Consider the following 26667-nt stretch of genomic DNA (forward strand, 5'->3'; position numbering starts at 1 on the left):
ACATGAAAGGGTTACATGTACGTATAGGCACGCCGACCCTCGGCATTTACACCGGCGCGTGAAAATTGTTTTCCCAGCCCGACGAGGACCACGGGTTGTGGTACGAGTGAATATCGGTGCCCCAGGGGCTGCCGCCCACGTCGACGCCGCCGATGCTGTCGTCGGTCATTGGCAGGCCGGTGGCTGGGTTGATTGGGTTGCACAAATGGAAGCGGGACATATTTTTCTCCTTTCAAGCGGTGGGAGCCTCGCCGACCTGCGGCGAGGCGGGGGAAGTCAGTCTTCGGTGGGTAACAAGATGGTGATGACCGGCTCGCCGACATCACCCGGGCCAATGTGCAGATGCAGAGTCGTTAGCCGGGGCCGGATGGCGCGTCCGCCACGGGGCACGCGGTAGAGCTGGAACGGCACCCGCTCACCGCGGGCGTTTCGCCCGGCAATCGCGGCCATCCACACCACGTCCCAAAGTCTGCCGGCCTCATCCTGCGGCGTTTGACGCTTGCTGTCCGCTTCGCACCATTGCACGCAGTCATCCCAAGCAGCGGCCGTCATCGCCATCGGAATACGGAAACCCGCTTCGTGGGCTGCCTCGCTCACATCGACCAACACGCCATCGGCCGTCGCATCGGCTCGCGAATAGGCGTAAATCACGTTACCAAAAAGGGATTCGAGGCTATCGGTGGATGTCATGGGCTTGCTCCTGAAAAAATGACCGGGTTCCTAGATTCCGAGCCCCCTTCACGCCTTACCGGTCTTGGCATGGAGGGGGCGTTTGCTTTCCGCCGTGCTTCCTGAGTTCGTCGCCCTGGCGACAACGGCATCCACGTCATCAGGACAGCCGGCAAGAGCGCTGCCAAGGCCGCAGCCCGCTAGGGACCGGGCGCAGGAGCGCACATGTGCCGCAGGCTCTTGCAGGCTTACCGGCGAGGATGAGAGTCGCCATCGACGGGCGGCGAACTCGGGAGGCGGAAGGCGCTACCCCTGTGCCAAGGCCGGCAGTTGCGTCAGTAAGCTGACGCAACGACTCGCACGGGCTGGCGACAGTCCGTGCCACGACAGCGGCCAGCCGAAAGGCGCGCAGTCGCTTGGCGCCAGCCGAGCGACGCAGGGGGGCCGCGACAGGGCCGAAGGACTTGGCGTGGGGCTAGGGCACGACTGCCCGCAGCCCCCGGAATCGCACCGCGCCCAAACGCGGTCGATGGAGGGCTTTGGGGGGAGCCGGTTGGCGCTGGCGGCCCCAGCCGCCAGAGGTCCGCCCACGGACCGGCAGCCGACCGGGGGGCAACGCCCCGGCGCCCCACGCGGCACGCGCGGGAAACCCGGTCAAGTCGAGCGCAGTGAAGACCGCAGGCGAAGCCAAAGCCGGCGGCGCGTCCAGCGCAGACGGTTGAGCGGGTTTCCCGCGCGTGGAGTGGCGCGCGCAGCGCATAACGGAAGGCGTGGGGCGCCCCGCTTTTCGGGGGCACGGGCGGCGTCCAGACGCCCGAATGGCCGGCCGGGCGTCCAGCCCGGGAAAAGGCCATGGTGCCCCTCGGCCGCCACGCGGCCGTTCGTTTCCCCTGTTCGTCCTCCACCGTAGCGGCAAACGAACAGGAGAAACGTCGCTATACGGGTTATCACGACTACGGAGAGATAACTTATGACGACGAAGGACGGACGGGCAGTTGCCCGGGAGAACGAGGTGCATGTGCTACGGGCGTTGCACCGCTTCGGATGGCTGCGCACCCGCGACCTGGCGGCCCTTGTGTGGCAACGCTGGGCTCGGAATCCCTCCGGGGAGCCGAGCCTGAAGCCACCTGTGCCGACGGCTGCCGGCCTGCGTATGGCGCAGCGGACACTGCGCCGCCTGCGCGAGAAGCGCCAGGTGCTGAACAGCCGAGCGCCGGACGGCAGCCTCATTTACGCGTTAGCCGAAGCTGGTGCGCGCGTGCTGCTGCAGATTGGAGTGTCAGCGGTTACAGGCAAGGACCTGATGCGCACGTTCAGCACTGCGCATTTCCGGCATCGCTCCATTGCAAACGAAGTCGCGGTCGGCGCCATCATTGCGGGCTTTCGGGTGGCGACGGAGCGCGAGATTGCACAAGGGCTTTGGCTAGGCGGCGAGGACGGCATCGCGGGAAAGAAGCCTGATGTGCTCATGCGTGGCGATGGACGGCTGTGGTGGGTCGAGGTTGAGCGCAGCCGGAAGAACGCGAAGGACTACGCGCGCCTGCTGCACTGGTTGGGCGCGGTCGGCCGTGACGCTTTCCGCCAGTCGGGCCCGGAGCTACTGAGCGACGGAATGCTCTGGGGAAAGGTACTGTTCGTCTGCACGCCAGCCTTCCGGGAGAGACTCTGCCGGGACCTGGCAGCGGTAGGCTGGAAAGAAGTTCACATCGACACGTTCCTATCTTTCGAAACGTCGCTATACAGATTCGAGGACATATCTTTTTGCTAATGGAAGGTCATGGGGAGCGGCTTGGGTCGGTGCCGCTCTGCACGTATATTTCTCATCACGGCCTAAATTTCGCCGTGAGCCCCGCCGGACGCGCGTCACCGACCCCGGCGGGGTTTTTCGTTTGCGTGCGGTTTCGGTACTCCGGGTAGCCTCCCGCTGGAGGCGGGAGGGCGCTGCTATCTGATATGGCTTTTGTCTCACTGGCCGGCGTCCTCTGGCACAAGCAGGCCGCTCTTCAGACGGCGGTAGTAAGTCGCCCGGCTGATGCCTTGCTCACCCCAGGGTTCGCCATGCTGGGTCGTGGTCGCTGGTCGGCCACCGCGCTTGCCACGGGCGGACTGGATGGCGGAGAAGGATTCATCACTGAAATTCCGCCAGGTCCACTTGGCCACGCTTCTGGCCACGGCCTTCACTTCGGTGAAGGACAGCGGCACAGTGAAAGCATTGAGCTTTTCCGCCTGCCCCAGAACGGCCCGGTGCCACTGTTCAACCGTGGAGTCATTGCGCTTGTACTCTCGTACCCACTGGTATGCCCAAGCGCGAAGCTCGTCGAACAGGCTGCAGTTGCGGCCGAGGCCGAGCACTTCAAGCTGCGGTCGGCGCTTGGGGAGGTCGACGTACTCGGCCAGTTCGCACAAGTCGAAGAGATGCTGCACCCACAGGGCGCGCCAAGCGTCGTGGAATGGATTTTTGGCAATGAGGCCAGCATAGCCGGGGTCGGCGCACAGCTTTACCAGGAATGCCGCCTGCAAGGCGGCCGCGTAGCGAATCGGTGCATCCCGTGCGGCATCGCTCATGCCGACCGGAGTGGTCAGGCCGTAGAACAAATGCGCGTGGGCATTCTCGGGATTTACGACGGTCAGCGTGGGCGGCGGCAGCCTGGCCTTCTCCCAAGCAAATGCAGCGCCCGGATAGTCGAGGTCGAAGACCAGCCAGGCCACTTCGAGCGGCGCATTCGGCTGAAGGTGCCGGTGCCGCAGTGCGGTGGCGGCCGGGCGGATGACCAGGCCACGGGAAAGGTCGTCGGAACAGTAGGGCCGGCGGGGTAGCCGGGCTTGAAAGATTGTGGAGGTATTCATCGGGGCTTGCGCCCCGGCGGTGCGTTACTTCAAATATGTCCTGGTGCTGCAAAATCCCCGATGGTTGTCCTCTTTCGCAGGCCGGGGCTCTCCTGGTTAAGTGGTTAGCAGGCGCGCACCGCTGACCGCTCGCCCCTTCGGCGCCACGGTGGGCAGTTGCACGAGTGAGAATCTGCCGCCTGGCCCACGCTTGAGCCAGCAACGCGGGCGGGGCGGCAAATAGTTGGTCTTTGCGAAGTCGAGGGCGACGTACTGGGGGCGCTCGGCTTCGGAAATCATGTGCTGGTCGGCGGTCTTCTCATCCATCCTTGATAGATTGAGTTGCCAGCGGGCGCCATCAACCAAAGCACTGGAACCGCGCGCGGCGTGCTGCGAAGCCGTATCAGCGGCGGATGCCCGATTTGCATGATGTAAGCCAACGACCGCCGCGCCCGTCGCCTTGGCAAGCTGCTCCATCGCCACCACGAAGCGGGTCATGTCGGAGCTGTTGTTCTCGTCACCGCCATGCATCCGGCGCAATGGGTCGATGATGACAAGGCGTGCACCGGCGGACGTGGTCCGCAGTTCGTCGTAGAGCGTTGTCGGGCGGCCATCGGCAAGCAAGGTGCATGACTCGCCAGCCATCGGCAGGAGGATAAGGTTGTTGTGAAGGTTTGGGTCGCCCTGCTCGTCCAGGAGCAGCAGGCCCCGGATACGTTCGGCAAGCAGCCGGTCCGATTCTTCGCCAGCCAGGAAAACTACCTTCCCCGGATTGCTACTCGGGAAGAGGCCACCGGCCGCCGGCCGCCCGACTGCGATGGAAGCGGATACCTCCAAGGCGAGCTGGGATTTGCCGGTGGCGCCGGGGGCAACGACGAGACCAAACGTACCTGGCAAGAGGCCCGGAAGAACGAAATCGAGGGGCGCCAAGGGCGCGGTTAGCGCCCAGGTCAGGTCAAGGGGTTGCAGGGGCATTCGGTACTCCGAAAGGACATGGAGTACCGTATAGGCACAAAGCTCGCACCCAGTCTTAGCGACATGCAATCAGTTACAAACTGTTACAAGTTAGATGTGGTGGTGTTTTCTATACGTAGTCCCTAGTTATCGGACCGCCGTAAATGGAGCACCAAAACGAGAGCGCCAGAAATGACGCAATTTCAGCCGCCGAGACCCAACTAATCGCGCTGATTGCGGCGATTGCCGTCGAACAGGTCATCGCCGAGCCAAGCCAGCAACCCCATATCCAACAAGAGGGAGCCACTGCATGAAGGCCGCTATCTACACGCGCTACAGCTCCGACAAGCAGCGTAAGACCTCCACCGAGGACCAGGCCCGAAACTGCCGCGCATTTGCTGCGCGCGCGGGGATGGCGATTACTCACATGTTCAGCGATGAGGAAATTTCAGGGACTATCCGTGCCCGGCCGGGATACAACGCCATGCTTCAGGCAGCCGAGAAACGGGCTTTCGACGTGCTTCTGGTGGATGACCTCAGTCGTTTGGCGCGCGATGGTACGGAACAGGGGCTGACGCTCAAGCGCCTGAAATTCTTGGATATTCGCGTTGTGGGCGTTTCGGAAGGCTACGACTCGGACGCGCCTGGCGAAAAAATTCATGCTGCCGTCAAAGGGCTATTGAATGAGCTCTACGTGGACAACATCCGTTTCCAGACGAAGCGGGGGTTGGAAGGCCGCGCGCTACAGGGCATGAGTGCAGGCGGCCGGGCCTACGGCTATGACTCCAACCCGGTCGTTGAGAAAGGTCAGGTAGTCGGTCACGCTCTTACAATCAATGAAGAGCAAGCGGCGGTTGTGAGGCGAATCCACAGAATGTTCGCGGATGGTCACTCCCCGATGGCGATTGCGGCGCAGCTGAACGAAGAAGGCATCCCTGCGCCACGGGGTGGAACCTGGGCGCGCTCTGCAATTCACGGCGACCCGAAGGACGGCAGTGGCATCCTGAACAACGCCCTGTACGACGGTCGCTACATCTGGAACCGTGGCCGGTTCGTCACAAATCCGGACACCGGAAAGCGCACGCGCAAGGCAAACGATGAATCGCTCTGGGTTGTAACGGAGGTGCCCGAACTGCGAATCGTACCGGCCGACTTGTGGGCGAAGGTCAAGGCGCGGCAGGAGACCATCTCTGACAAGAGCAGACTGAAGCAGGCAGCGGCGGGTGAGAAGGCGCGTACCGGCGCCGGACCGAAGTATCTGCTCAGCGGGCTGCTGAAGTGTGCCGAGTGCGGGTCGAACTACGTCATCGTGGACCGCTATCGGTACGGCTGCGCAAAGCACAAGGACCGGGGAGCGGCTGCATGCTCGAATGGCCTGAAGGTCGACCGGAGTCTGGTGGAGCGGACGGTGCTGCACGCACTGAAAAAACGCTTGCTGACGCCCGCAGCGCTTGAGCGTTTCAAGCTCAGTCTTTCGTCGGAAGCCAGCCGACAGCTTGCCGATGCCTGCGGCGACATGAAGCGGGTCGGCAAGCGTCTCGATGATGTGAAACGCCAAATCGGCCGGCTTGTGGATAGCATCAAGGCCGGCATCGACCCCACAATTCTACGCGACGAACTGAATCGTCTTCAGCAGGAACGTGACGTCCTGGAGCGGGAGTATGCACAATCGCACGGGAGCGCGCCGGTCGTGGCTGATGTCATCGCCGCCGCTATCACACGGTACGACCACCTCATCGCCAACCTCGAGAACCTGCTGATGACCCGTGCCCCCGAGGCACGCGAACTGCTGAAGTCCCTCTTTGGCGGGGCGATTGAGCTGCTGCCGAAGGAAGACGGAACGCTAGAAGCAAAAACGGCCGGCATGGTAGCCGGCCTTTTTTCGCTTTTCGTACTGACTCCCGATTTTATGACCGGAAGTCAGATAAATGTGGTTGCGGGGGCAGGATTTGAACCTGCGACCTTCGGGTTATGAGCCCGACGAGCTGCCAGACTGCTCCACCCCGCGTCGGAGAAACAACACTATAGCCAACTTCATTAAAGTGCGCAAGAACTATTTCCAAAATCTTGTTCGGCGATGTCCGCAGATTGTCATGTCGAGGCGTTTGCCGGATAGTGCCGAGTTTTCATACGGCCCCTGAATTTTCTGCAATTTCAGGGGGTTCGTCGTCTTGTTGGAGGAACTGCAATGCTGGCGCGGATGTTGTTGCATCTGGCTGGCTGGCGTCTGGTGATCGTGCCGCCGCCGGGTCCGAAAGGGGTCGTGATGGTGTATCCGCATACGTCGAACTGGGATTTTCCGCTCGGGGTGCTCGCGCGTTCTGCATCCGGCCTGCGGATTTCCTATGTGGCGAAGGACTCGCTCTTTAGTCCTCCGTTCGGAGTGCTGTTCCGCTGGCTGGGGGGTATTCCGGTGAATCGGCGCATCAGCACGGGATTCGTCGCTCAGCTGGTGCGTCGCTACGCGGAGTCGGACCGCCTGTTGATCGCGATCGCGCCCGAGGGGACGCGTGGGCATGTGCCGCAACTCAAGTCCGGCTTCTATCATCTTGCGGTCCAGGCAGGCGTTCCGCTCGGGCTCGCGTACATCGACTATGGCCGACGCGAGGTGGGTATCGGGGCGTGGGTGACCCTCAGCGGGGACGCGGAGCGCGACCTTGCCAACATTCGCGACTTTTACGCCGGCAGGCGCGGCCGGCGCCCGGACAAGGCGGGCGAGATCAAGTTCGACTAAAGGTGTCCTTGCACGGCAGCGCAAAATGAAGAAGGGCGGCCGGTTTGCGTCCGGCCGCCCTTTTTCTCTTTGTTGGCGCTGGGGTTCTTTTAGTTGAGCTGCTGGATGCCCGCGACTTGCCAGCCCTGGTTGCCGTCGACCGGTTTGGTGAGGTGCCAGAACTCGTCGAAGTTGACGGGCGCGGCACCGGCTTCTTCGCGGATCAGGCCGCGGAAGCGCACGGCGACGCGGTAGCGACGGTTTTCCTCGACGCATTCAACGACTTCGGCATTGAGTTCCATCACTTCGGTCTGCTGCGGAGCCGTGCCCCGCTCGCTGATCTGCATCTGCAGCTCGGCGAAGATTTCCGGCGTCACGAATTCGCGCAGGTCATCGAGGTTGCCGGCGTCGTTGGCAGCCTGCAGGCGGATGAAATTCACCTTGGCCTGGCGGGCAAAGCCTTCGGCATCGAAACCTGCCGGCAGGACGTTGCTCGCGGAGGCTGTGGCAGGAGCGGCGCTACCGTAGGCGGGCTGCGCTTGCGACTGCATCGGGATGCTGCCGCCACCTGCGCCCATGCCCGCGTACTGCATGGCGGGCTGCTGCGTGCGCTTGCGCATCAGCAGGCGGAAGACGGCGATCGCGGCAAACACGAGCAGGCCGATCATGAGCATGTTGGCGAACTCTTCGCCCATGCCGAGGTGCGACGCCAGAGCGGCCAGACCCAAGCCGGCGGCCAGGCCGGCGACGGGGCCGAGCCACGAGTTCTTGCGCGGGGCCTGGCCTGCGGCGGCGGCCGTCGGTGCGGTCGGGGTGTCTGCCGTGCGGGCGGTGGTGGACGATTGCGCAGTGCTGCTCTGCGTGCCGATCGACTTGCCGCCGCCGAGGCGCTTGGCTTCGGCGTCGTTTGCCGTCAGGCCGACGCTCAGGACGAGCGCGCAGACGGAGAGCAGGAGTCGGGTGAGTTTCATAAGGGCAGGGCCTCCTCTGTGTGTTTGAGTTCCTTGTCCCGCGGACTCCCCGAAGGGGCGCGGTCCGCTGCACCGGAGGGTGCATGCGATGGGCGCAGGATACTGACACTTGCACTTCGGATGAAGATGAATTTAAAGTACGTTTAGTCAGAAAAAAAGGAAGTTCAATGCAGCCGCTCAACTATCGTCACCTATATTACTTCTGGGTCGTCGCGAAGGAAGGCGGGATTGCGCGGGCCGCAGAGCGGCTCGAGATGGCGGTGCAGACGGTCAGTACCCAGGTGCGAGAGTTGGAACGTTCGCTCGGTTACGCACTGTTCAAGTCGGTAGGGCGGGGAATCGAGCTCACCGAGGCGGGTGCGACGGCAGCACACTATGCGGAGCAGATCTTCCAGCTGGGCGAAGCCTTGCCTGCCGCCGTGCAGGAGGCGGCGAACTCGCAGGGAGTGCGTCTCGCGGTCGGGATTGCCGATGCATTGCCGAAGCCCGCGGTGCGACACCTGCTGCAGCCGGCGGTGCAGACGCCCAATCTCCGCTTGCAGTGCCAGGAAGGCGATTTCGATGACCTTCTCGCCGATCTGGCGCTGCATCGTCTGGATGTCGTGCTGGCCGACCGGCCAGCTCCGGCGAATCCGAACCTGCGCGTGTTTAGCCACCGGCTCGGCAAGTCGTCGGTCGCGTGGTATGTGCGGGCCGACATCGCCGCGAAAATCGAACGCGACTTTCCGGCATGCCTCGCCGAGTTGCCCCTGCTGTTGCCGACGCCGGACTCGGCAGTGCGCAGCCGCCTGGACGACTGGCTGGCGCGTCACGGCATTCGTCCGCGCATCGTCGGCGAATTCGAGGATAGCGCGCTGCTGGCGACCTTCGGCGAGAGCGGGCTTGGGGCATTTCCTGCGCCGGAGCTCTCGTCGGACGAGTTCACGCGCTCGCGCGGCCTGGCGCTGCTGGGACGCTGCCCGGACGTGGTCGAGCATTTCTACGCGATCTCGGCGCAGCGCAAGGTCGATCATCCGGTGATCCGCAGCCTGCTCGCAGGCGCGGAACATGCCACTGCATGAGCGCCCGAATCGGTGGGGGTGCGATGATCGGCCCGCTTGTCGTCCCTATCCACATGGGCTAAAAGGGATCATCGAACGGGAGCCGCGACGATGAGCAACTGGGTGCGTTACTGGATGGCGGTGCTGAAGAGGACCGTGCGACTGTGGCTGGATGCCCAGGTGTTCGTGCACGCGGCGGCGCTCGCCTTCTTCACGGTGTTCTCGGTGGCCCCTGTCGTGATCGTGGCGGTGACGATCGTCGGCCTGGTGCTGGGCGAGTCGGCGGCGCAGGGCCAGATGGCGCAGCAGCTGGAGGCCGCGATCGGCCCCCAGGCGGCACAGGCGGTGCAGACGGCGGTCAAGGCCAGCCGCATCCAGCAGAGCGGAATCCTGCCGACCCTCGCGGGCTTCGGTGCGATGCTTTTCGGCGCGACGACCGTGTTCGGGCAGATGCAGACCGCGCTCAATGCGATCTGGTGCGTGGCACCGCGACCGACGCGCAGCAGCATTTTCATCTACGTGAAGGGGCGCCTGCTGTCGATGACGATCGTGCTGGCGATCGGCTTCGTGCTGCTGGTGTCGCTGCTGCTGAGCGTGGCGGTGCGGGCGGTGGTCGAGTTTGCGAGCGATTGGGTGCCGATCCCCCCACCCCTGCTGCTGCTGCTGGATTGGGGGGTGTCGCTGTTTGTCGTGACCTTGTTGTTCGCGACCATCTTCCGCGTGCTGCCGGACGTGGTGCTGCGCTGGCGCGATGTGTGGCTCGGGGCGCTGGTCACAGCGCTCTTGTTCGCGGTGGGGCGCAGTCTTATCGCCCTGTATTTATCGACGACGGCGACGGCATCGACCTATGGCGCTGCAGGTTCGCTAGTCCTCCTGCTGATGTGGGTGAACTACTCGTCGCTGATCCTGCTGCTGGGGGCCGCGTTCACGCGTGCCAATGTGGAGGCACGCGGGCGGGTCATCTTGCCGCGGGTAACCGCCGTGCGCGTGCATCGCGAGCTGATGCAGGACGAGTGAGGCTGCGGACCTGAAAACTTTGCGGGGATCAATTCGCCGGCTCACGGGGCGCGCTAACATTATCAAATGCCCGTCGATCGCCCATCCGTCCCGGACCTTCACGACCGTCTCGCCGGCCTCGTCGCGGCGCTCGAGCGCGGGCTCGTTGAGCGTTCCCACGTCGTGCGCCTTGTGCTGCTTGCGGCACTCGCGGGCGAACACACGCTGCTGATCGGGCCGCCGGGCACGGCAAAGAGCGAGCTCGCGCGCCGGCTGCATCTGGCCTTCCGCGATGGACGTTATTTCGAGCGGCTGCTGACGCGCTTCTCGGTTCCAGAGGAGCTGTTCGGACCCCTTTCGATCCAGGCGCTCGAGCAGGATCGCTATGAGCGGCATACCGCCGGCTTCCTGCCCGACGCGTCGATCGCCTTCATCGACGAGGTGTTCAAGGCGAACAGCGCCATCCTCAATGCGCTGCTGACGCTGCTCAATGAACGCGAGTTCGACAACGGGGCGGGTCGTCAGCGTTGTCCGCTGATCAGTGCGATCGGGGCAACGAACGAGGTGCCCGAGGACGAGGTCGCGGAGGCTTTCTTCGACCGCTTCCTGCTGCGGGTGACGGTGGTGCCGGTGAGTGCCGAAGGCTTCGCAGCGCTGCTGGGGGGCGATCCGTCGCGGGCCTGGCAGGCGCCGGCGTCCGTCGAGGCGCTCGGTGCAGACGATCTTGCCGCGCTCGACGCTGCGGCGGGACAGGTGGCGCTGCCGGCCGAGGTGACGGCGATGTTCGCCGAGCTGCGCGCGCATCTGCGCGCCGCGCAGGTGTATGTGTCGGATCGCCGCTGGGTGAAGGCGGCGCGCCTGTTGCGCATCGCCGCGGCGAGCGAGGGACGGCGCGCCGTGTCCTTGTGGGATCTCTTGCTGCTGCCGTGGTGCACGGCGCCGGATGCGCCACGCCAGGCCGCGCTCTGCGACTGGCTGTGCGCGCGGCTGGGGGTACGCGAGGCGTTCGCACCGCCGCGCGTCACGCGCATCGTCGAGGCCTTCGAGGCGCAGTTGCAGGCCGAACGCAACGCGAACGACCTCGACTACGACGAGAGCGGCCGGTTGCGCTTCTCCGCGACCGACCTCGCCGATGAGATCGGCGACGCCAAGGGCGGGGCGCAGGCGCTGCGTCTGACGCACACGCGGCAGCGCCGATACGGCCCGGCGCATATCGGCGCGCGCACGCGGCAGATCGATGAGCTGGTCCTGCGGCTCGATGCCTATGTGGCGGAGCTCGACGCGCTGCGTCGCGACCTGGCCGACTATCGTGTCCGAAGCCTGTGGCCGGACGCGGCGCTCGCGGGGCGCGCGGACGAGAGTCTTGCGGGGACAGCGCGGGTGCTTGCGGACCTGCGCGAAAGGATCGTCGACGCGCGCACGGGGTTCGAATCGCTGCCGCGCTTGCCGGCGGGCGAGGGCGGCGAGGTTCCGGCGCCGGTCGCACATGAGCCGCTTCCCGCCGCCTGAACGCGCATGAACGCCGTCGCCTGGCCCGCGCCGCTGCTCTTCGCGTTGCAGGAAAACCGGCTCGCGGCGCTGGACGGGCTGGTGCGCGGGCTGTGGCTGGGCGGGCTCACGAACGCGCAGGGCAGCGTTGAGGCGCGGCTCGCCGCGCTCGCGGAGCTGCGCGCGGCGCTCCTTGCCGGCGAGCTGCCGCCGTTCGAAGGGTGGCGCTGGCCGCCTCCCGCCATTGCGCGCGGGCTGGCCGAGGCGATGCGGGCACTCGACCTCGCGCGCTACTGCCGGGACGAGGGGGAACTCACCGACACCGTGCTGATGAGCCTCCTCTTCCATGTCGACTTCATCGTCGATTACCTCGATCGTGGCGCGGACGAGGCGACGGCGGTCGCGATGGCCGTCGACGCCTTTGCCGCCGACTGGCAGGAGCGTTGCGGCGACATGGACGAACTAGCCGACGTCTTTGGCATGATCCCCGACGACGCCAAGAGCACGCGCTGGGACCGCATCCGCGGGCTGTTGCGCAGCGAGGGCTGGCAGGAGGTGATGCGCATCCGGCGGTTGCTCGAGCGCCTGCCCGAACTCGCGGATCTCATCCGGCGCCTCGGGCGCGCAGCGGAGACGGATGAACCGGACGAGGCCGGGCGCGTCACGGAGTTGGTGACCGAGGAGGCAATCGCCCATCGCGCGGAACGCAGCACCGTGCGCGTTCCCGACATGCCGGGCGAGACGCGCGGGATCCATCGCGCCGATCGTGTTGCACGCATGCTGCCGGCCGAGGCGATGCTGCTCGGTCACCCGCGCCTGCGCCTCGTGTGGCACGCCCGACGTGCGGAGCGGACGCTGCTGTGTTACGAGGACGATGACCGCATGCAGGAGATCCGTCGGCACGAGGAGGTGGTGCAGCGTCCGACTCCGCGTCCGCAGCCGCGGAAGCGCCTCGAGATGGGGCCGATGCTGCTGTGCGTCGACACCTCCGGGTCGATGCGCGGCGGCGCCGAGGCGGTCGCCAAGGCGGCGGTGCTGGAGGCGGTGCGCACGGCCCACGCGCAGAAGCGGGCGTGCCACGTGTTCAGCTTCGGCGGTCCAGGCGAAATTGTCGGGATGACGCTGCCGGTCGACGCGGACGGGATCGGGCGGTTGGCGCGATTCCTCGGCCAGGCGTTTCGCGGCGGCACCGACGTGTGCGCGCCGATCGAGGCAGCGCTGGCGAAGCTCGAGGAGGGGCGCTGGCAGCAGGCCGACCTGGTGATCATGTCCGACGGCGAGTTCGGGGCGACGCCCGAAGTTGCCGCACGCCTGCGGTCGATGTGTGACGAGCGCGGACTGCGTGTGCAGGGCGTGCTGGTGGGCGACCGCGAGACGATCGGTTTTCTCGAAGTGGCCGACGACATCTTCTGGGTGCGCGACTGGCGCCGCTACGGGGGCGTCGACACGGAGTCGCCGCTCGATTCGAACAGCCTCACCGCGCGCTTCTTCCCCGGGGCGCTGCGCACGCAGGCGAACCGCGATGCCACGATCTCCGGGGCGACGGCCTCCCTCGCAGTGCGCGCGGGTCGGCACCGGGGCGATCCTCAGACGGAGAATTCCACATGAATTTTGCAGAAACCTACCTCGCACAGCTCGAACGCTTCGCCGCGCGCGGACCTCTGCCGCGGGTGCGCGCGCTGCATCTGCCGCCGGCCGGGGACGCCCCCTTGCCCGGCGATCGCGGCGAATTCTGCGCGCTGGAGCTCGACGACGGTTCGCTGGGGCTCTCGTACGTGCTGCTCGACGACACGTTGGAACGCATGCGCGAGGGGGAGGGCGGCTTTGCGCTCGCGGGCGCCGATGCGCTCGATCTCGCGCGTGCCTACGCGACGGGCAGCGGCATCCGGCGCACGCTCGGCTTCGCCGCCGCGAACGCGCTCACGCGCTGCTTCTTCGACCGCGCCGGCTACCGGCCGGATACCAGCGCCGACTCGATCGGCGGACTGGACCCGCAACCGGGCGAGCGCATCGGCATGATAGGCCTATTCACGCCGCTCATCGGCCGCATCCTGAAGTCTGGCGCCGAGCTCACCGTCGTGGAGCTCAAGGCGGAACTCGCGGGCGACCGGGACGGCTATCGCGTGACGCTCGATCCGGCGGAGCTGGCGGGGTGCGGCAAAGTGCTGTCGACGAGCACGCTGCTGCTGAACGACACCCTTGACCACATGCTGGGCTTCTGTCGCGACGCGCGCTGGTTCGCGATGATCGGACCGAGCGCGGGCTGCCTGCCGGATGCCTTGTTCGCCCGCGGCGTGACGCTCGTGGGTGGGACCTGGGTGCAGGATCGCGAGGGTTTCGTTGATGCGCTGCGCAACGGGCGCGAGCGTGGCGACTACGCGCGCAAGTGCGCCATCGCGGCGGACGCGTATCCGGGCTTCGAGGCGCTGCTCGCGACGATCTAGGTCGCTTCGGCGGGCGTCGGGCGCGCGCCCGCCTCCGACATCAGCTCCGCGATCAGGCCCCGCAGCCAGCGATTGCCCGGGTCGTGGTGGAAGCGCGCGTGGCAGTGCTGCTTGATCGTGTAATCGGGTAGCGGGAAGGGGACCGGCAGGACGCTGAAGTCGCCGCGGTCGCGCAGCAGCTCGCCCAGCCGGCGCGGCACGATCATCAGCAGGTCGGTGTGCTCGACCACGAAGGCGGCGCCGAGAAAGTTCGGGATGTCGAGCACGATGCGGCGCTTGATGTTCTGGCGGGCGATCTCCTGCTCGATGACGTGGTGACCGGTGCCGCTGGTGCCGAATACCGCATGGTCTTCGGCCTCGAACTGCTCCAGCGTCAATCCGCCGTGGATGCGGGGGTGGTCGGCGCTCGCGAGACACACGTAGCGCTGGCGGAACAGCGCCTGCTGGTAGAAGCCGGCCTCCAGGCCCGGAATGAAACCGACCGCGAGATCGGCTTCGCCCGACTCCAGCTTGCGTCCGGTGTCGTCGTCCAGCGGGGCGATCTCGATGCGGATGCCCGGCGCCGTCGCGCGAAGCCGACAAGTCGCGCGGGGCGTTTTGCTTCGGCAACGCGCCGACGCTCGCCGACGTGTATGTGATCCCGCAGGTGGAGAGCGCGCGTCGGTTCAAGGTCGATCTGTCGCCGTATCCCAATATCGTCGCGGTCGACCGTGCCTGCAACGAATTGGACGCGTTTCGACGCGCTGCTCCCGTGATGCAGCCGGACGCGCCGAAAACCTGATGCAACACACCTAGAACAAGGCGGGGACCGTGCGTCCCCGATCCCCACGAGAGAGATGAGGAGATCAACCATGGAATTCAGAAAATCCGCCGCCGCGATCATTGTCGCACTGGCCGCTGCCAATACGGCTGTTGCCGCCGAGCCCCTGAAGATCGGCATGGTGCTGCCGATGTCGGGCCCCTTCGCCTCCGACGGGAAGTAGATCGAGAACGGCGCGCGTCTCGACATGAAGCAGAACGGTGACACGCTCGGTGGGCGCAAGGTGGAGCTGATCGTCATGAACGCCGCCGCGTCCGCCGTCACGACCAAATCGGACTACATCCTGCGCGTGTCGCATACCCTGCCGCAGATCACCGCGCCGGTCGCCGACTCGGCGGCCAAGAACAAGGTCCGCAAGGTCTACACGCTGGTCGCGGACTATGGCCCCGGTCACGATGCCGAGGCGCAGTTCAAGAAGACCTTCGGGGCCGCCGGGGGCGAGATCGTTGGCGAGGTCCGCACGCCGGTGAAGGACCCGGACTTCGCCTCTTCCTGCAGAAAATCAAGGACGTGAAGCCGGATGCCGTCTTCCTGTTCGTGCCGCCGGGCGAGCAGACGGTGGCCTTCATGAAGGGCTTTGCCGAGCGTGATCTCGCCAAGTCGGGCATCCGCGTGATCGCGACGGGCGACCTCACCGAGGAGGACTCCTCGACGCGGTCGGCGACAACGCGCTTGGCATCATCAATTCGCTGCAGTACTCGGAAGTGCGTGATTCGCCGGAGAACAAGGCCTATGTCCAGGCCTACTACAAGGCCTATCCGAAGGATCGTCGGAACTACATGTCGGTGAGCGGTTACGACGGCATGCAACTGATCGCGAAGACGCTGGAGAAGACCGGCGGCGATGCGAGCGGCGAGAAGTTCGTCGCGGCGGCGAAGGGCATGTGCTGGCAGAGCCCGCGCGGCAAGATCGCGATCGACGCGCAAACCCGCGACATCGTGCAGACGATCTACATCCGCAAGGTCGAGAAGGCCGCCGGCAAGCTGCAGAACGTCGAGATCGACAAGGTCGCGGATCTGCGCGATCCGGGCAAGCAGTAAGCACCCGACGGGGGAGGGCGCGATGCCTTCCTCCGCGGCTCGAATCCCACGGAAACACTGCAACAGGAGACTCCCATGACCGTCATTTTCGACGGCATCGCCTCGGGGATGTTGCTGTTCCTGATCAGCGTCGGCCTCTCGGTCACGCTCGGTCTGATGAACTTCGTCAACCTCGCCCATGGTGCCTTCGCGATGCTGGGCGCCTACGCCGAAGCGGTCGACGAGGCGGCGCAGCTGCTCGCGACGCTGCGCCTGCTCGATCTCGCGCACGAAAAGACGCGCAACCTCGCCTACGGCAGGCAGCGCCTGATCGCGCTCGCGCTCGCGATGAAGCCGCGCGTGCTGCTCCTCGACGAACCCGCGGCCGGCGTGCCGACCTCGGAGAGCCGCGAGCTCTTCGAAACGATCGCCGCGCTGCCGCGCGAGGTGACGATCCTGCTCATCGAGCACGACATGGATCTCGTCTTCCGCTTTGCCGACTGTATTTCCGTGCTGGTCAGCGGGGCGCTTCTCACGGGCGGCACGCCTGAAGAGATCGCCAGCAATCCGAAGGTCAAGGAAGTCTATCTGGGAGAGGCGATCAGTGTCTGAGCTGCTGAAACTCGAAAACGTGCGCGCCGGTTACTGCGACGCGGTGGTGCTGGAGGACATCTCCTTCAGTCTCGGCGAAGGCGACAGCCTTGCACTCCTGGGGCGCAACGGCATGGGCAAGACGACGTTGCTGTCGACGCTAATGGGCGCCGCACGCCGGCATTCCGGCTCGCTGCGCTTCAATAACGAGGATCTCGCGATTGTCCCTGCCCACTCCCGCGCCCACCGCGGCCTCGGCTGGGTACCTCAGGAACGCGACATCTTCCCGTCGCTCACCGTCGAGGAGAACCTCACCGTCGTCGCCACGCCCGGCCACTGGAACCTGCAGCGCGTCTACGAGATGTTCCCGCGCCTGAAGGAACGCCGTACGAACATGGGCAACGAGCTCTCGGGCGGCGAGCAGCAGATGCTCGCGATGGGCCGCGCGCTGGTGCTCGAACGCGGCCGCGCCGTGTATCTGGGCGACAGCGCCACCCTGCGCAACGACCGCGAACTGCTCGACAGCTGGCTCGGCGTCGCGGCGCACTGAACACGAGGACGAACCCATGAAAGCGCTGGACATCATCCATGACGAACACCGCGCCCTTGGCGCTGTACTGCAAGCCCTCGGCTTTGTGCTCGACGGTATCCGCGATGGACGCTTCGAACCCGATTTCGCGCTCCTGGCAGCAATAATCGAGTACATCACGCAGGTACCCGACAAGCTGCACCACCCGAAGGAAGATGATTACCTCTTCGTGAAGATGCGTGAACGCCTCCCCGGGATCGCGCCGCTCCTCGATCAGCTCGAAGCCGACCACGCCGAAGGCGCGCGCTGGACGGCCGCGTTGCGTGGCGCACTCGTCCCCTACCAAGGGATCGGCCCCGCGGCCTTCGCCGGGTTCGAAGCGACCGCACGCACCTACCTCGAAGCCTCGCGGCGCCACCTCAGCCGCGAGGAAACCGAGCTGCTGCCGGCGGCGCGCAAGGGGCTTGCACCAGAGGACTGGGCGGAGATCGACGCCGCCTTCGAGGCGAACAAGAATCCCTGGTCGGGTCCGACCGGTGAGTTCCGCGCGCTCTTCTCGCGCATCGTCACGATGGTGCCCGCGCCGTACGGTGTCGGTGCGGGGGCAACGGAAGCATGACTCCCCGCGGCCGGTAGTCTGCAAGCGCTGCCGGCCTGTCGCCACGTTCCGCAATCAGGCGATGTGCTCCCACAGGGACTTCTCTTCCTCGAAGCGATCCAGCTCCAGGCCCTCGAAGTCCGAGCGCGCGACGATCGCCTTCACCCTGCCATTGACGACGACCGGAAGATGGCGGAAGCCTCCGTCACTCATCAGGCGCAATGCGTCGATCGCATGGGCGTCGGGCGCTATCGTCGCCGGGTGCGACGTCATCACGGCAGCGAGAGGCGTGTGCTTGGCATCACAACCCTGCCCCAGCATGCGCACCGCGTCACGTCCGGTGAAAATCCCCAGCAGGTGATTTTCCCGATCGGCGACCAGCACTGCACCGAGATGGCGTTCGCACATCTTCTCGCACGCCAGCGCGACCGACGCGTCGGGGGGCAGCATCAGCGGATCCTGTTCCTGAACGATCTCCGAAATGCAACGGTTCGTCATGGAGTCCTCCTGTTCTCTGGCCGATGAATGCCCCTGCTAATTCAATCTAGCAGCTAAAGCGCGACCAGGCGGCCAGATGCCTGGAAGATTTCATTCGAGTGGCTCGATGAGTTCCGGACCTTGCGAGCGCGGATTGCCGACGGAGCGCCCGACCCTGCACGCGAGCATGGCGTCGGACGGGCAGGGGGAAGCGATCTCGTGTATCAGGGCGGGGTCGCGGAGGGTCGGGTCCAGCCATGCCCGATAGGCCTCCGGTTCGATGATCACCGGCATGCGGTCGTGGATCGGCGTCATCGTCTCGTTCGCTGCAGTGGTCAGCACCGCAAAGGTGAAGACGGGGCCATCCGGCCCGGTCCAGTGCTCGAGCAAGCCGCCGAGGCCGAAGAAGTTCCCTTCGCGCGGACGGATGTAGTAAGGCTGTTTGCCGTTCGGGGTCACGGCCCACTCGTAGAAACCCGATGCCGGAACCAGCGCACGCCGGTGTGCGAACGCGTGGCGGAACATCGGGCGTTCCGCAGCCGTTTCCAGCTTGGCATTGATCGGTTGCGGGACCTTTCCCGGCTCCTTGACCCAGCTCGGCAGAAGCCCCCATCGAGCCATCACGAGTTCGGGAGCGCCGTCGGTCGCCGCAACGATAAGCGGGGCCCACTGACTCGGGGCAATGTTGTAGTGCTCATCCCAGTCGGGTGGCAGCTCGACTCCGAACTGTTCTCGCAGGCGTGAATGAGGCCCGTAAAGGGCGTAGCGACCGCACATGCCGACCTCCTGCTGTCCGCCGGAATTCACCAAAACATCATACGTCCGAACGCCCCGACGAGGTCGTGTCCGATTTCATTCAGAAATTGTTCATCTTTAGGGTCCTAGAGTGGTGTCCGGTCACTTATTCAGGAGTTCATTCCATGCGTCAGACTCTGGACACGCTGGTCGTCGTCGCACTGCTCGCTCTCGGCTCGACGGCCGCGTCCGCCGCCACACTCGTTTCATCGAATCCTGCGCCGCTTACCGCCGAAGCCGCCCGCAATTGGCGCCCCGATGAACGGGTGCGAGTCGGCATCGACGCCATGCGCGAAAGCATCGTTGTCAGCGCGTCGCTCCGCCCGCAGGGAGCGACGGATGCGGTGCGACTCGCCCAACTGGGGCGCGCGATGGAAGCGCGCGTTGCCGGAATGATCGCGTGCTGCACGCAGGATGACGTCGGTTCGCGCCACCTGTACGCCCTGCTCGTCGAGATGGCTGATGGCATCGCGCTGATGCAGCGGGCCGCCCATCCCGATGCGCGCCGCATGGGGCTCCTTAAGGTGGTCCAGGCACTCAATCTGTACGGGACGATGTTTACCCATCCCGGATGGCGTGCGCTGGACGAGACACTCGAAGTTTCGGCGCAGTGACACACTCGCCGCGCCATCTTGCGTGCGCGCTCGACATCTCGAGCGCGCACGCAGCATTCAAGCGGCAGGACGCCGCGCAACTCAACCATGAAAGTCGAGGAGAAACCGAATCATGAAGACTGTATCGGCAAAAGCACTGTTCATCTCCTGCGCGCTCGCCGCCGCAACGCTGGCGGGCGTGCCGCAGGCGATTGCCGCGGACGCGCACAAGCACGACGCCAACACGCCCGCGCTCAAGCTCAATGCGGGCAGCAAATGGCAGACCGATGCGCCGCTGCGCGAAGGGATGACGAAGATCCGCGCAAGTGTCGAGCCCAAGCTGCACGCGATCCACGGCGGCCGCTTCACGACAGCGCAGTACGAGACGATGGGCAAGGCAGTGGACGAGCAACTCGCCTATATCGTCGGCAACTGCAAGCTCGCGCCCGAGGCCGACGCAGTCCTGCACAACGTGATCGCGGAGCTGTCCGATGGGGCCGAAGTAGTGGGCGGAAAGAAGGTCGTCGATGACCGCAGCAAGGGCGTCGTGCATATCGTGAATGCCCTCAACAGCTACGGCCAATACTTCGACCATCCGGGCTGGAAGCCCGTCAAGGCCGGGCACTGAGCGCGGGTGCCGCCTGGTTGATCAGGGCGGCAGCCTGAACCTCCCCTCGCCGCGGAGATCGAAAGCGATGTCCGCGGCGTAACATTTGCGGCGCACAAGAAAATTTGCGGGGAGGAAACAGGATGCTGATCTTCAGGCAACTCTTCGACGCGTCGTCTTCAACCTACACTTACCTGCTGGGCGACCGACTGAGCGGCGAAGCGGTTCTCATCGACCCGGTCTTCGAGCAGACGCGGCGCGATGCTGCCCTGCTGTATGAGCTGGGCCTGCAATTGCGCTGGACGCTCGAAACGCATGTGCATGCGGATCACGTGACTGGGGCTTGGCTGCTGCGGGATCGGACCGGAAGCCGCATCGCGCTGTCGTGCCATGGCGGCGCGAAAGGTGCCGATCGGCTGCTCGAGCACGACGATCGCGTGGTGTTCGGCGAACGCTACCTCGAGGTGCGCGCGACGCCCGGACACACCAACGGCTGCCTCACCTACGTGCTCGACGACCAGTCGATGGCCTTCACCGGCGACTGTCTGCTGATCCGCGGCTGCGGCCGCACCGACTTCCAGCAGGGGGATGCCGCGACGATGTACCGCTCCGTGCATGAGCAGATTTTCCCGCTGCCGGGCAATTGCCTGCTGTATCCGGCGCACGACTACCGCGGCCTCACCGTCACGAGCGTGGACGAGGAGCGCGCCTGGAACCCGCGCCTCGGGGGCGACAGCAGCGTCGGCGACTTCGCCGGCTACATGAAGAACCTGGGGCTTCCGCACCCGAAGAAGATCGACGTCGCCGTCCCGGCCAACCTGAATTGCGGCCAACCTGCGGAGGGGCTGGCGGACGCGGGCGATCCCCATTGGGCTGCGCTGACCTTCACCTTCGGCGGCATCTGGGAGATCCAGCCCCATGTGCTGGAGGAGGCGGGCGAGCGTGTCCAGGTCATCGACGTCCGGCAGCCCGAAGAGTTCGACGGCTCGCTGGGTCACATCAGGGGAGCGAGGCTGATTCCGCTCGACCAGCTTGCCGCCCGCAGCGGCGACATAGACGCCGGGCGGCCTGTGGTGGCCGTGTGTCGCTCGGGCACGCGCTCCGCGCAGGCGGTCGTGATGCTGCAGCGGGCGGGTTTCAGCGAAGTGGCCAACCTCGCCGGGGGGATGCTGCGGTGGCGTGCCGAGGGATGCGCTGTCGAGGGTGGGGCGGCGTGATGCGATCGAATGCGCCGCCCTGCCTCGCGGACCTCAAAGCTTCTTCGTCTCGGTCTTGACGTTGGTGCCGTCGGCCGGGTTCAGATAGATCTCGACGCGGTCGCCGACGGTATTCGTGCCTTTCAGTTCGTAGCAATTGCCCTTCGTGACCTTGGCGCGCTGGAACTTGAAACCGGCATCGACCAGGGTGCGCATCGAATTTGCGGCCGGCTGCGGATCCTTCGTGGCGGCCGTGCAATTCGGGTCGGCGAAAGCGCTGGTTCCGATCAGCAGGGCGGCGGCGGCGAGGGTGAAGTGACGGACGTTCATGACTGTCTCCTGTTTCCGATGCATGCCGGGGTGGCATGGGACACATTCTGCAAAAGTGAAGGTGAACCGCTCCTGAAGTCGGTAGCGCGTGGCCGGGACCGCCTGCAACTCGTCCGAAAATGCGACAAGTCACGCAGGCACGACGCAGCGGATGTCCGAAAAATGTACGATTGCTCAGCGCGCATGGAATCGGAGGATGCATGTTGCACTGCAGCGTGCATTTGAGTGCAGTTTGTGCACAATGATGCATGTAGCGATTGGCGCGTTCATACGCACGCTTTTCCCGAGACAGGAAGGACGCACTTGAAACCGACCGACATCAGCAACCCCGATTACCTGCACAAGGTCGTCGACTGTCAGTGGGCCTGTCCGGCCCACACGCCCGTGCCCGAGTACATCCGGCAGATTGCCGCGGGTGATTTCTCCACTGCCTACATGATCAACTGGCGCTCGAACGTCTTTCCGGGGATTCTCGGACGGGTGTGCGACCGTCCGTGCGAGCCGGCTTGTCGACGCGGGCGCGTCGACAAGGAGCCGGTCGCGATCTGTCGCCTCAAGCGTGTCGCGGCCGACTTCAAGGACGACATCCGCGACCGCCTGCCGCGGCCGCCCGAGAAGAAGAACGGCAAGCGCATCGCCTGCATCGGCGGCGGGCCGGCTTCGCTGACGGTGGCGCGCGACCTCGCGGTGCAGGGCTATCAGGTCACGGTCTTCGATAGCGGTTCTTCGCCCGGCGGCATGATGCGCAGCCAGATCCCGAAGTTCCGCCTGCCCGACAGCGTCATCGATGAGGAATGTGGCTACATCGAGGAACTGGGCGTCGAACTGCGCCGCAATCACTGGATCGGCAGTCTGCGCGAAGTGCTGGCGCAGGACTGGGATGCCGTCTTCGTTGGCACAGGCGCGCCTCGCGGGCGCGACGCCGACCTGCCGGGACGCAACCAGGCCGCGGCGCACATCCACGTCGGCATCGACTGGCTTGCGAACGTCGCCTTCGGCCATGTCACCTCGATCGGCAAGCGCGTGATCGTGCTCGGCGGTGGCAACACCGCGATGGACTGTTGTCGCTCGGCACGCCGCCTCGGCGGCGAGGATGTGCGGGTGGTGGTGCGCAGCGGCTTCGAGGAGATGAAGGCCTCGCCGTGGGAGAAGGAGGACGCCGTCCACGAAGGCATCCCCATCCACAACTACCTCGTGCAGAAGGCCTTCACGCACGGCAACGGGCGCCTCACCGGCGTGCTGTTCGAGAAGGTGCGCGCCGAATACGACGACCAGGGCCGCCGTTCGCTGGTGCCGACCGGCGAGCCGGACGTGCATATGGAATGCGACGACGTCCTGATCGCCATCGGCCAGGAGAACGCCTTCCCGTGGATCGAGCGCGACATCGGCCTCGACTTCGACCGCTGGGGTCTGCCGGTACTCAATGCGCAAACCCTGCAATCGACGCTGCCGCGCGTGTTTTTCGGCGGCGATGCGGCGCTCGGGCCGAAGAACATCATCACCGCGGTCGCGCAGGGCCATGAGGCGGCGATTTCGATCGACCTCTACTGCCGCAAGCTGCCGCTGACAGACCGGCCGCCGGCGACGATGAACCTCGTGAGCCAGAAGATGGGCATCCACGAGTGGAGTTACGACAACCAGGTGTCCGAAGACGCGCGCCGCAAGGTGCCGGTGCGGTCGATCGAGGAAGCGCTCAAGGACATCAAGTCGGAGTTCGAGCTCGGCTACGATTTCAAGCTCGCCTGCGCGGAGACGGCCCGCTGCCTCAACTGCGACGTCGCGACCGTGTTTAAACCCAAGCTGTGCATCGAATGCGACGCCTGCGTGGATATCTGTCCGACCGAATGCATCACCTTCACGCGCAACGGCGAGGAAGAAGAGCTGCGCGGCCGCCTCAAGGCGCCGTCGCGCAACCCGGAGCAGGCGCTGTACCTTGCCGAGGGGCTGAAGACCGGGCGCGTGATGGTCAAGGACGAGAACGTCTGCCTGCACTGCGGCATGTGTGCGGAGCGTTGTCCCACGGGCGCCTGGGACATGCAGAAATTCGAGGTGAACATCGCGCAAGCCGGCGCGGAGGTTTGAGATGACTACCCCAGCGATTCAACATACCAACGACTTCGTGATCAAGTTCGCGAACGTCAACGGCTCGGGCTCGGCCTCGGCCAACGAACTGTTCGCACGCGCAATCATCCGCATGGGCGTGCCGGTCGCCCCGCGCAACATCTTCCCGTCGAACATCCAGGGCCTGCCGACATGGTACGAGGTGCGCGTCTCCGAAGCCGGCTGGCTCGGTGCGCGCGGCGGTTGCGACATGATGGTCGCGATGAATCCGCAGACCTGGGACCGCGACGTTGCGGCGATCGACCGGGGCGGCTATCTCTTCTACGACTCGACCAAGCCGCTCCCGCCGTCGAAGTTCCGTGAGGACATCACCGTGCTGGGCATCCCGCTCACCGCGATGTGCAACGCGGAATACGAGGATGCGCGCCAGCGTCAGCTGTTCAAGAACATCATGTACGTCGGTGCGCTGATCGCCCTGCTCGACATGGAGTTCGCAGCGGCCGAGCAGCTCATCGTCGATCGTTACCGCGGCAAGGACCAGCTCATCAAGGCCAACGTCAATGCGCTGCGCCTGGGCTACGACTACGCGCGGCAGCATCTGCCGTGCCCGATCGGGCTGCGAGTGAAGCGCGCCGACGCGGTGGGCGAGCGCATCATGATCGACGGCAACAGCGCCTGCGGCCTCGGTGCCGTGTTCGGCGGTGCCACCGTCGCGGGCTGGTATCCGATCACGCCCTCGACCTCGGTCATCGAAGCCTTCTCGAGCTACTGCCGCAAGTTCCGCACCGACCCCGACAACGGCCGCGCGCGCTACGCGATCGTGCAGGCGGAGGACGAGCTCGCCTCCATCGGCATGGTCATCGGTGCGGGCTGGAACGGCGCACGCGCCTTCACGGCGACCTCCGGGCCGGGCATCTCGCTGATGCAGGAGTTCTTCGGCCTTGCCTACTTCGCCGAGATTCCCGCGGTGATCGTCGACGTGCAGCGCGGCAGCCCCTCGACCGGCATGCCCACGCGCACCCAGCAGTCGGACCTGCTCTCGTGCGCCTATGCGTCGCACGGCGACACGCGCCATGTGCTGCTGTTCCCGCAGGACGCCTACGAGTGCTTCAGCCTCACCGCGCAGGCCTTCGATCTGGCCGAGCGGCTGCAGACGCCGGTATTCGTGCTCTCCGACCTCGACATCGGCATGAACGAGCAGCTGTGCGCGCCCTTCGACTGGGACGACAGCCGGCGCTACGACCGCGGCAAGCTCATGACCTACGAGGAACTCGAGGCCGGCAAGGATTTCGGCCGCTACCTCGACGTCGATGGCGACGGCATCCCGTACCGCACGATTCCGGGTACCCATCCGACCAAGGGTGCGTACTTCACGCGCGGCACCACGCGCAACCCGTATGCGAAGTACAGCGAGGTCGGCACCGACTACGTCTACAACATGGAACGCCTGCGCCGGAAGTTCAACACCGCCAAGGACCTCGTGCCGGCGCCGATCCTGAAGAAGGCCGCGCAGCCCACGCACGTGGGCGTCATCTACTACGGCTCCACCGCGCCCGCGATGGCCGAGGCCGGCGCGTTGCTCGCGGCCGACGGCATCCACACCGATACGCTGCGTGTACGCGGCTTCCCGTTCAGCGACGAGGTGATGCAGTTCATCGCCGAGCGCGACGCGGTGTTCGTCGTCGAGCAGAACGAGAGCGCGCAGCTGCGCACGCTGCTGATCAACGAAGGCGACATCGATCCGAAGAAGCTCGTGCGCGTGCTGCACTACGACGGCTCGCCGATCACGGCGCGCTTCATCGCCGGCAAGATCGCCGACGCCCTGAACGACCGCAAGGTGAGCCCCATCGGACAACCCCAGCGCAAGGTGGCCTCATGACCTATCTCGCCAAACCCAAGCTCCTCGCGGCCGATGCGCCGCGCAACGCGCTCGGCTACACCCGCCGCGACTACGAGGGGGCGATCTCGACGCTGTGCGCCGGCTGCGGCCACGACTCGATCAGCGCCGCGGTCGTGCAAGCCTGCTTCGACCTCGATATCGAGCCGCACAAGGTCGCCAAGCTGTCGGGTATCGGCTGCTCGTCGAAGACGCCCGACTACTTCCTCGGCAACTCGCACGGCTTCAACTCGGTGCACGGGCGTATGCCCTCGGTGCTGACCGGGGCGGCGCTGGCAAACCGCAACCTGCTGTACCTGGGCGTTTCCGGCGACGGTGACTCGGCCTCGATCGGCATCGGCCAGTTCGCGCACGCGATGCGCCGTGGCGTGAACATGACCTACATCGTGGAGAACAACGGCGTGTACGGCCTCACCAAGGGGCAGTTCTCGGCGACCGCGGACAAGGGCTCGAAGAGCAAGAAGGGCGTCATCAACAGCGACAACCCGATCGATCTCGCCGCGCTCGCGCTGCAGCTCGGCGCCACCTACGTCGCCCGCAGCTTCTCGGGCGACAAGGAACAGCTCGTGCCGCTCATCAAGGGTGCGCTGCGTCACGGCGGGCCGGCCTTCATCGATGTCATCAGCCCCTGCGTGACCTTCAACAACCACAGCGGGTCGACCAAGAGCTACGACTACGTGCGCGAGCACAACGCGGCGGTGAACCGCATCGACGTGATCCTGCCCAAGGCGCAGATCGAGGCCTCCTACCCGCCGGGCAGCCTGCGCCGCGTCGTCCAGCACGACGGTTCGATCCTGCACCTGCGCAAGGTGGGGGTGGACTACGACCCCTCGGACCGCATCGGCGCAATGAACCACCTGCAGGAACGTCAGGCGCTGGGCGAGATCGTGACCGGGCTGCTGTATGTCGACAGCAGCGGGCAGGACATGCATACCCACCTCAATACGGTGGAGAAGCCGCTGAACCAGTTGGGCGATGCCTACCTGTGCCCGGGCAGCAAGGCGCTCGAGGCGCTCAACGCGATGCTGCGCTGAAGCGACGCCGGCGGCAAAA

30 protein-coding genes and 1 tRNA gene are annotated in these 26667 nt (G+C 65.5%); 21 read left to right on the forward strand and 10 right to left on the reverse strand.

The annotated features are described in order from the left end of the window. Nucleotides 1-46 precede the first annotated feature (46 nt). Both ToN1_RS20945 and ToN1_RS20950 read right to left on the reverse strand, forming a co-directional pair. Nucleotides 47-220, reverse strand: coding sequence for a hypothetical protein (locus ToN1_RS20945; protein WP_210147882.1), 174 nt, complete (start codon nucleotides 218-220; stop codon nucleotides 47-49). Between the two features lie 56 nt (nucleotides 221-276). Then, nucleotides 277-690, reverse strand: coding sequence for a DUF6573 family protein (locus ToN1_RS20950; protein ID WP_169208061.1), 414 nt, complete (start codon nucleotides 688-690; stop codon nucleotides 277-279). Between the two features lie 949 nt (nucleotides 691-1639). Here ToN1_RS20950 and ToN1_RS20955 point away from each other — a divergent pair. After that, nucleotides 1640-2437 (forward strand): hypothetical protein, encoded by a 798-nt coding sequence (locus ToN1_RS20955; RefSeq protein ID WP_169208062.1) that lies wholly within the window; start codon nucleotides 1640-1642, stop codon nucleotides 2435-2437. A gap of 197 nt (nucleotides 2438-2634) precedes the next feature. Here ToN1_RS20955 and ToN1_RS20960 read toward each other — a convergent pair whose 3' ends face one another. Beyond that, a complete protein-coding gene (locus tag ToN1_RS20960) occupies nucleotides 2635-3516 on the reverse strand; it encodes a replication initiation protein (protein ID WP_169208063.1) in 882 nt (293 codons plus the stop codon). Between the two features lie 96 nt (nucleotides 3517-3612). Beyond that, a complete protein-coding gene (locus tag ToN1_RS20965) occupies nucleotides 3613-4470 on the reverse strand; it encodes a helicase RepA family protein (protein WP_169208064.1) in 858 nt (285 codons plus the stop codon). Between the two features lie 143 nt (nucleotides 4471-4613). Between ToN1_RS20965 and ToN1_RS20970 the strand changes: the two genes are divergently transcribed. Both ToN1_RS20970 and ToN1_RS25050 read left to right on the forward strand, forming a co-directional pair. Continuing rightward, nucleotides 4614-4763, forward strand: coding sequence for a hypothetical protein (locus ToN1_RS20970; RefSeq protein ID WP_169208065.1), 150 nt, complete (start codon nucleotides 4614-4616; stop codon nucleotides 4761-4763). After that, complete coding sequence (locus ToN1_RS25050) at nucleotides 4760-6424, forward strand: recombinase family protein (RefSeq protein WP_425305840.1); 1665 nt, start codon at nucleotides 4760-4762, stop codon at nucleotides 6422-6424. Before ToN1_RS20970 ends, ToN1_RS25050 begins: the two co-directional genes overlap by 4 nt. On the opposite strand, the gene ToN1_RS20985 is transcribed toward ToN1_RS25050, so the two are convergent. Then, a tRNA-Met gene (locus ToN1_RS20985) sits at nucleotides 6381-6457 on the reverse strand. The genes ToN1_RS25050 and ToN1_RS20985 overlap by 44 nt on opposite strands. A 180-nt stretch (nucleotides 6458-6637) precedes the next feature. On the opposite strand from ToN1_RS20985, the gene ToN1_RS20990 reads away from it, so the two are divergent. Beyond that, on the forward strand, nucleotides 6638-7183 hold the full coding sequence (locus ToN1_RS20990; protein WP_169208066.1) for a lysophospholipid acyltransferase family protein: 546 nt from the start codon (nucleotides 6638-6640) through the stop codon (nucleotides 7181-7183). 89 nt (nucleotides 7184-7272) lie between these two features. On the opposite strand, the gene ToN1_RS20995 is transcribed toward ToN1_RS20990, so the two are convergent. Continuing rightward, nucleotides 7273-8133 (reverse strand): Tim44 domain-containing protein, encoded by an 861-nt coding sequence (locus tag ToN1_RS20995; RefSeq protein ID WP_210147883.1) that lies wholly within the window; start codon nucleotides 8131-8133, stop codon nucleotides 7273-7275. Between the two features lie 167 nt (nucleotides 8134-8300). On the opposite strand from ToN1_RS20995, the gene nhaR reads away from it, so the two are divergent. The 5 genes from nhaR (at nucleotide 8301) to ToN1_RS21020 (ending at nucleotide 14101) form a co-directional block, all read left to right on the forward strand. After that, nucleotides 8301-9194, forward strand: coding sequence for a transcriptional activator NhaR (nhaR, locus tag ToN1_RS21000; RefSeq protein ID WP_169208067.1), 894 nt, complete (start codon nucleotides 8301-8303; stop codon nucleotides 9192-9194). Nucleotides 9195-9284: 90 nt separating this feature from the next. Beyond that, nucleotides 9285-10190 carry a YihY/virulence factor BrkB family protein gene (locus ToN1_RS21005; RefSeq protein WP_169208068.1) on the forward strand — a complete coding sequence of 302 codons (906 nt, stop codon included), beginning with the start codon at nucleotides 9285-9287 and terminating at the stop codon, nucleotides 10188-10190. A 66-nt stretch (nucleotides 10191-10256) separates the two neighbouring features. Continuing rightward, nucleotides 10257-11678: an AAA family ATPase gene (locus tag ToN1_RS21010; protein WP_169208069.1), complete on the forward strand. Its 1422-nt coding sequence runs from the start codon at nucleotides 10257-10259 to the stop codon at nucleotides 11676-11678. A 6-nt stretch (nucleotides 11679-11684) separates the two neighbouring features. Beyond that, complete coding sequence (locus ToN1_RS21015) at nucleotides 11685-13265, forward strand: VWA domain-containing protein (RefSeq protein WP_169208070.1); 1581 nt, start codon at nucleotides 11685-11687, stop codon at nucleotides 13263-13265. Then, entirely contained in the window at nucleotides 13262-14101 is an 840-nt protein-coding gene (locus ToN1_RS21020) for a Rossmann-like domain-containing protein (protein ID WP_169208071.1), read from the forward strand. The genes ToN1_RS21015 and ToN1_RS21020 overlap by 4 nt, the downstream gene beginning before the upstream one ends. On the opposite strand, the gene ToN1_RS21025 is transcribed toward ToN1_RS21020, so the two are convergent. After that, complete coding sequence (locus ToN1_RS21025; protein ID WP_342344173.1) at nucleotides 14098-14655, reverse strand: LysR substrate-binding domain-containing protein; 558 nt, start codon at nucleotides 14653-14655, stop codon at nucleotides 14098-14100. The genes ToN1_RS21020 and ToN1_RS21025 overlap by 4 nt on opposite strands. A 297-nt stretch (nucleotides 14656-14952) precedes the next feature. Here ToN1_RS21025 and ToN1_RS24850 point away from each other — a divergent pair, with 297 nt between their 5' ends. From ToN1_RS24850 to ToN1_RS21050, 6 genes are all read left to right on the forward strand, one after another. Then, complete coding sequence (locus ToN1_RS24850; protein WP_244860846.1) at nucleotides 14953-15084, forward strand: ABC transporter substrate-binding protein; 132 nt, start codon at nucleotides 14953-14955, stop codon at nucleotides 15082-15084. A 24-nt stretch (nucleotides 15085-15108) separates the two neighbouring features. Further along, nucleotides 15109-15435: an ABC transporter substrate-binding protein gene (locus ToN1_RS21030; protein WP_210147884.1), complete on the forward strand. Its 327-nt coding sequence runs from the start codon at nucleotides 15109-15111 to the stop codon at nucleotides 15433-15435. Between the two features lie 190 nt (nucleotides 15436-15625). Next, nucleotides 15626-15961, forward strand: coding sequence for an ABC transporter substrate-binding protein (locus tag ToN1_RS21035; protein ID WP_210147885.1), 336 nt, complete (start codon nucleotides 15626-15628; stop codon nucleotides 15959-15961). A gap of 75 nt (nucleotides 15962-16036) precedes the next feature. Next, nucleotides 16037-16552 (forward strand): ABC transporter ATP-binding protein C-terminal domain-containing protein, encoded by a 516-nt coding sequence (locus ToN1_RS21040; protein ID WP_169208072.1) that lies wholly within the window; start codon nucleotides 16037-16039, stop codon nucleotides 16550-16552. After that, a complete protein-coding gene (locus ToN1_RS21045; RefSeq protein ID WP_169208073.1) occupies nucleotides 16545-17081 on the forward strand; it encodes an ABC transporter ATP-binding protein in 537 nt (178 codons plus the stop codon). The genes ToN1_RS21040 and ToN1_RS21045 overlap by 8 nt, the downstream gene beginning before the upstream one ends. Nucleotides 17082-17097: 16 nt before the next feature. Further along, nucleotides 17098-17679, forward strand: a complete 582-nt coding sequence (locus tag ToN1_RS21050; RefSeq protein WP_169208074.1) for a hemerythrin domain-containing protein — start codon at nucleotides 17098-17100, stop codon at nucleotides 17677-17679. A gap of 54 nt (nucleotides 17680-17733) precedes the next feature. On the opposite strand, the gene ToN1_RS21055 is transcribed toward ToN1_RS21050, so the two are convergent. Both ToN1_RS21055 and ToN1_RS21060 read right to left on the reverse strand, forming a co-directional pair. Continuing rightward, nucleotides 17734-18156 carry a CBS domain-containing protein gene (locus tag ToN1_RS21055; protein ID WP_169208075.1) on the reverse strand — a complete coding sequence of 141 codons (423 nt, stop codon included), beginning with the start codon at nucleotides 18154-18156 and terminating at the stop codon, nucleotides 17734-17736. 90 nt (nucleotides 18157-18246) lie between these two features. Beyond that, complete coding sequence (locus ToN1_RS21060) at nucleotides 18247-18912, reverse strand: SOS response-associated peptidase (RefSeq protein ID WP_169208076.1); 666 nt, start codon at nucleotides 18910-18912, stop codon at nucleotides 18247-18249. A gap of 143 nt (nucleotides 18913-19055) precedes the next feature. Here ToN1_RS21060 and ToN1_RS21065 point away from each other — a divergent pair, with 143 nt between their 5' ends. The 3 genes from ToN1_RS21065 to ToN1_RS21075 all read left to right on the forward strand — a co-directional run bounded on the left by ToN1_RS21065 (nucleotide 19056) and on the right by ToN1_RS21075 (nucleotide 21347). Continuing rightward, entirely contained in the window at nucleotides 19056-19544 is a 489-nt protein-coding gene (locus ToN1_RS21065; protein ID WP_169208077.1) for a hypothetical protein, read from the forward strand. A 112-nt stretch (nucleotides 19545-19656) separates the two neighbouring features. Continuing rightward, nucleotides 19657-20151 (forward strand): hypothetical protein, encoded by a 495-nt coding sequence (locus tag ToN1_RS21070; RefSeq protein ID WP_244860847.1) that lies wholly within the window; start codon nucleotides 19657-19659, stop codon nucleotides 20149-20151. A gap of 122 nt (nucleotides 20152-20273) precedes the next feature. Next, the gene (locus ToN1_RS21075; RefSeq protein WP_210147886.1) at nucleotides 20274-21347 is read left to right on the forward strand and encodes an MBL fold metallo-hydrolase; all 1074 of its coding nucleotides are present in this window, start codon (nucleotides 20274-20276) and stop codon (nucleotides 21345-21347) included. A 33-nt stretch (nucleotides 21348-21380) separates the two neighbouring features. Here the strand turns inward: ToN1_RS21075 and ToN1_RS21080 are convergent, their stop codons facing one another. Beyond that, nucleotides 21381-21656, reverse strand: a complete 276-nt coding sequence (locus tag ToN1_RS21080) for a PepSY domain-containing protein (protein WP_169208078.1) — start codon at nucleotides 21654-21656, stop codon at nucleotides 21381-21383. Nucleotides 21657-21959: 303 nt separating this feature from the next. On the opposite strand from ToN1_RS21080, the gene ToN1_RS21085 reads away from it, so the two are divergent. Genes ToN1_RS21085 through ToN1_RS21095 form a run of 3 tightly spaced genes read left to right on the forward strand, consistent with a single transcriptional unit; the run spans nucleotide 21960 to nucleotide 26648 of the window. Then, complete coding sequence (locus ToN1_RS21085) at nucleotides 21960-23738, forward strand: FAD-dependent oxidoreductase (RefSeq protein WP_169208079.1); 1779 nt, start codon at nucleotides 21960-21962, stop codon at nucleotides 23736-23738. Nucleotide 23739: 1 nt separating this feature from the next. Further along, a complete protein-coding gene (locus tag ToN1_RS21090; RefSeq protein ID WP_169208080.1) occupies nucleotides 23740-25596 on the forward strand; it encodes a 2-oxoacid:acceptor oxidoreductase subunit alpha in 1857 nt (618 codons plus the stop codon). Further along, on the forward strand, nucleotides 25593-26648 hold the full coding sequence (locus tag ToN1_RS21095; protein ID WP_169125834.1) for a 2-oxoacid:ferredoxin oxidoreductase subunit beta: 1056 nt from the start codon (nucleotides 25593-25595) through the stop codon (nucleotides 26646-26648). Before ToN1_RS21090 ends, ToN1_RS21095 begins: the two co-directional genes overlap by 4 nt. The last annotated feature ends 19 nt before the right edge of the window (nucleotides 26649-26667 follow it).

Source organism: Aromatoleum petrolei (assembly GCF_017894385.1).
Taxonomy (GTDB): domain Bacteria; phylum Pseudomonadota; class Gammaproteobacteria; order Burkholderiales; family Rhodocyclaceae; genus Aromatoleum; species Aromatoleum petrolei.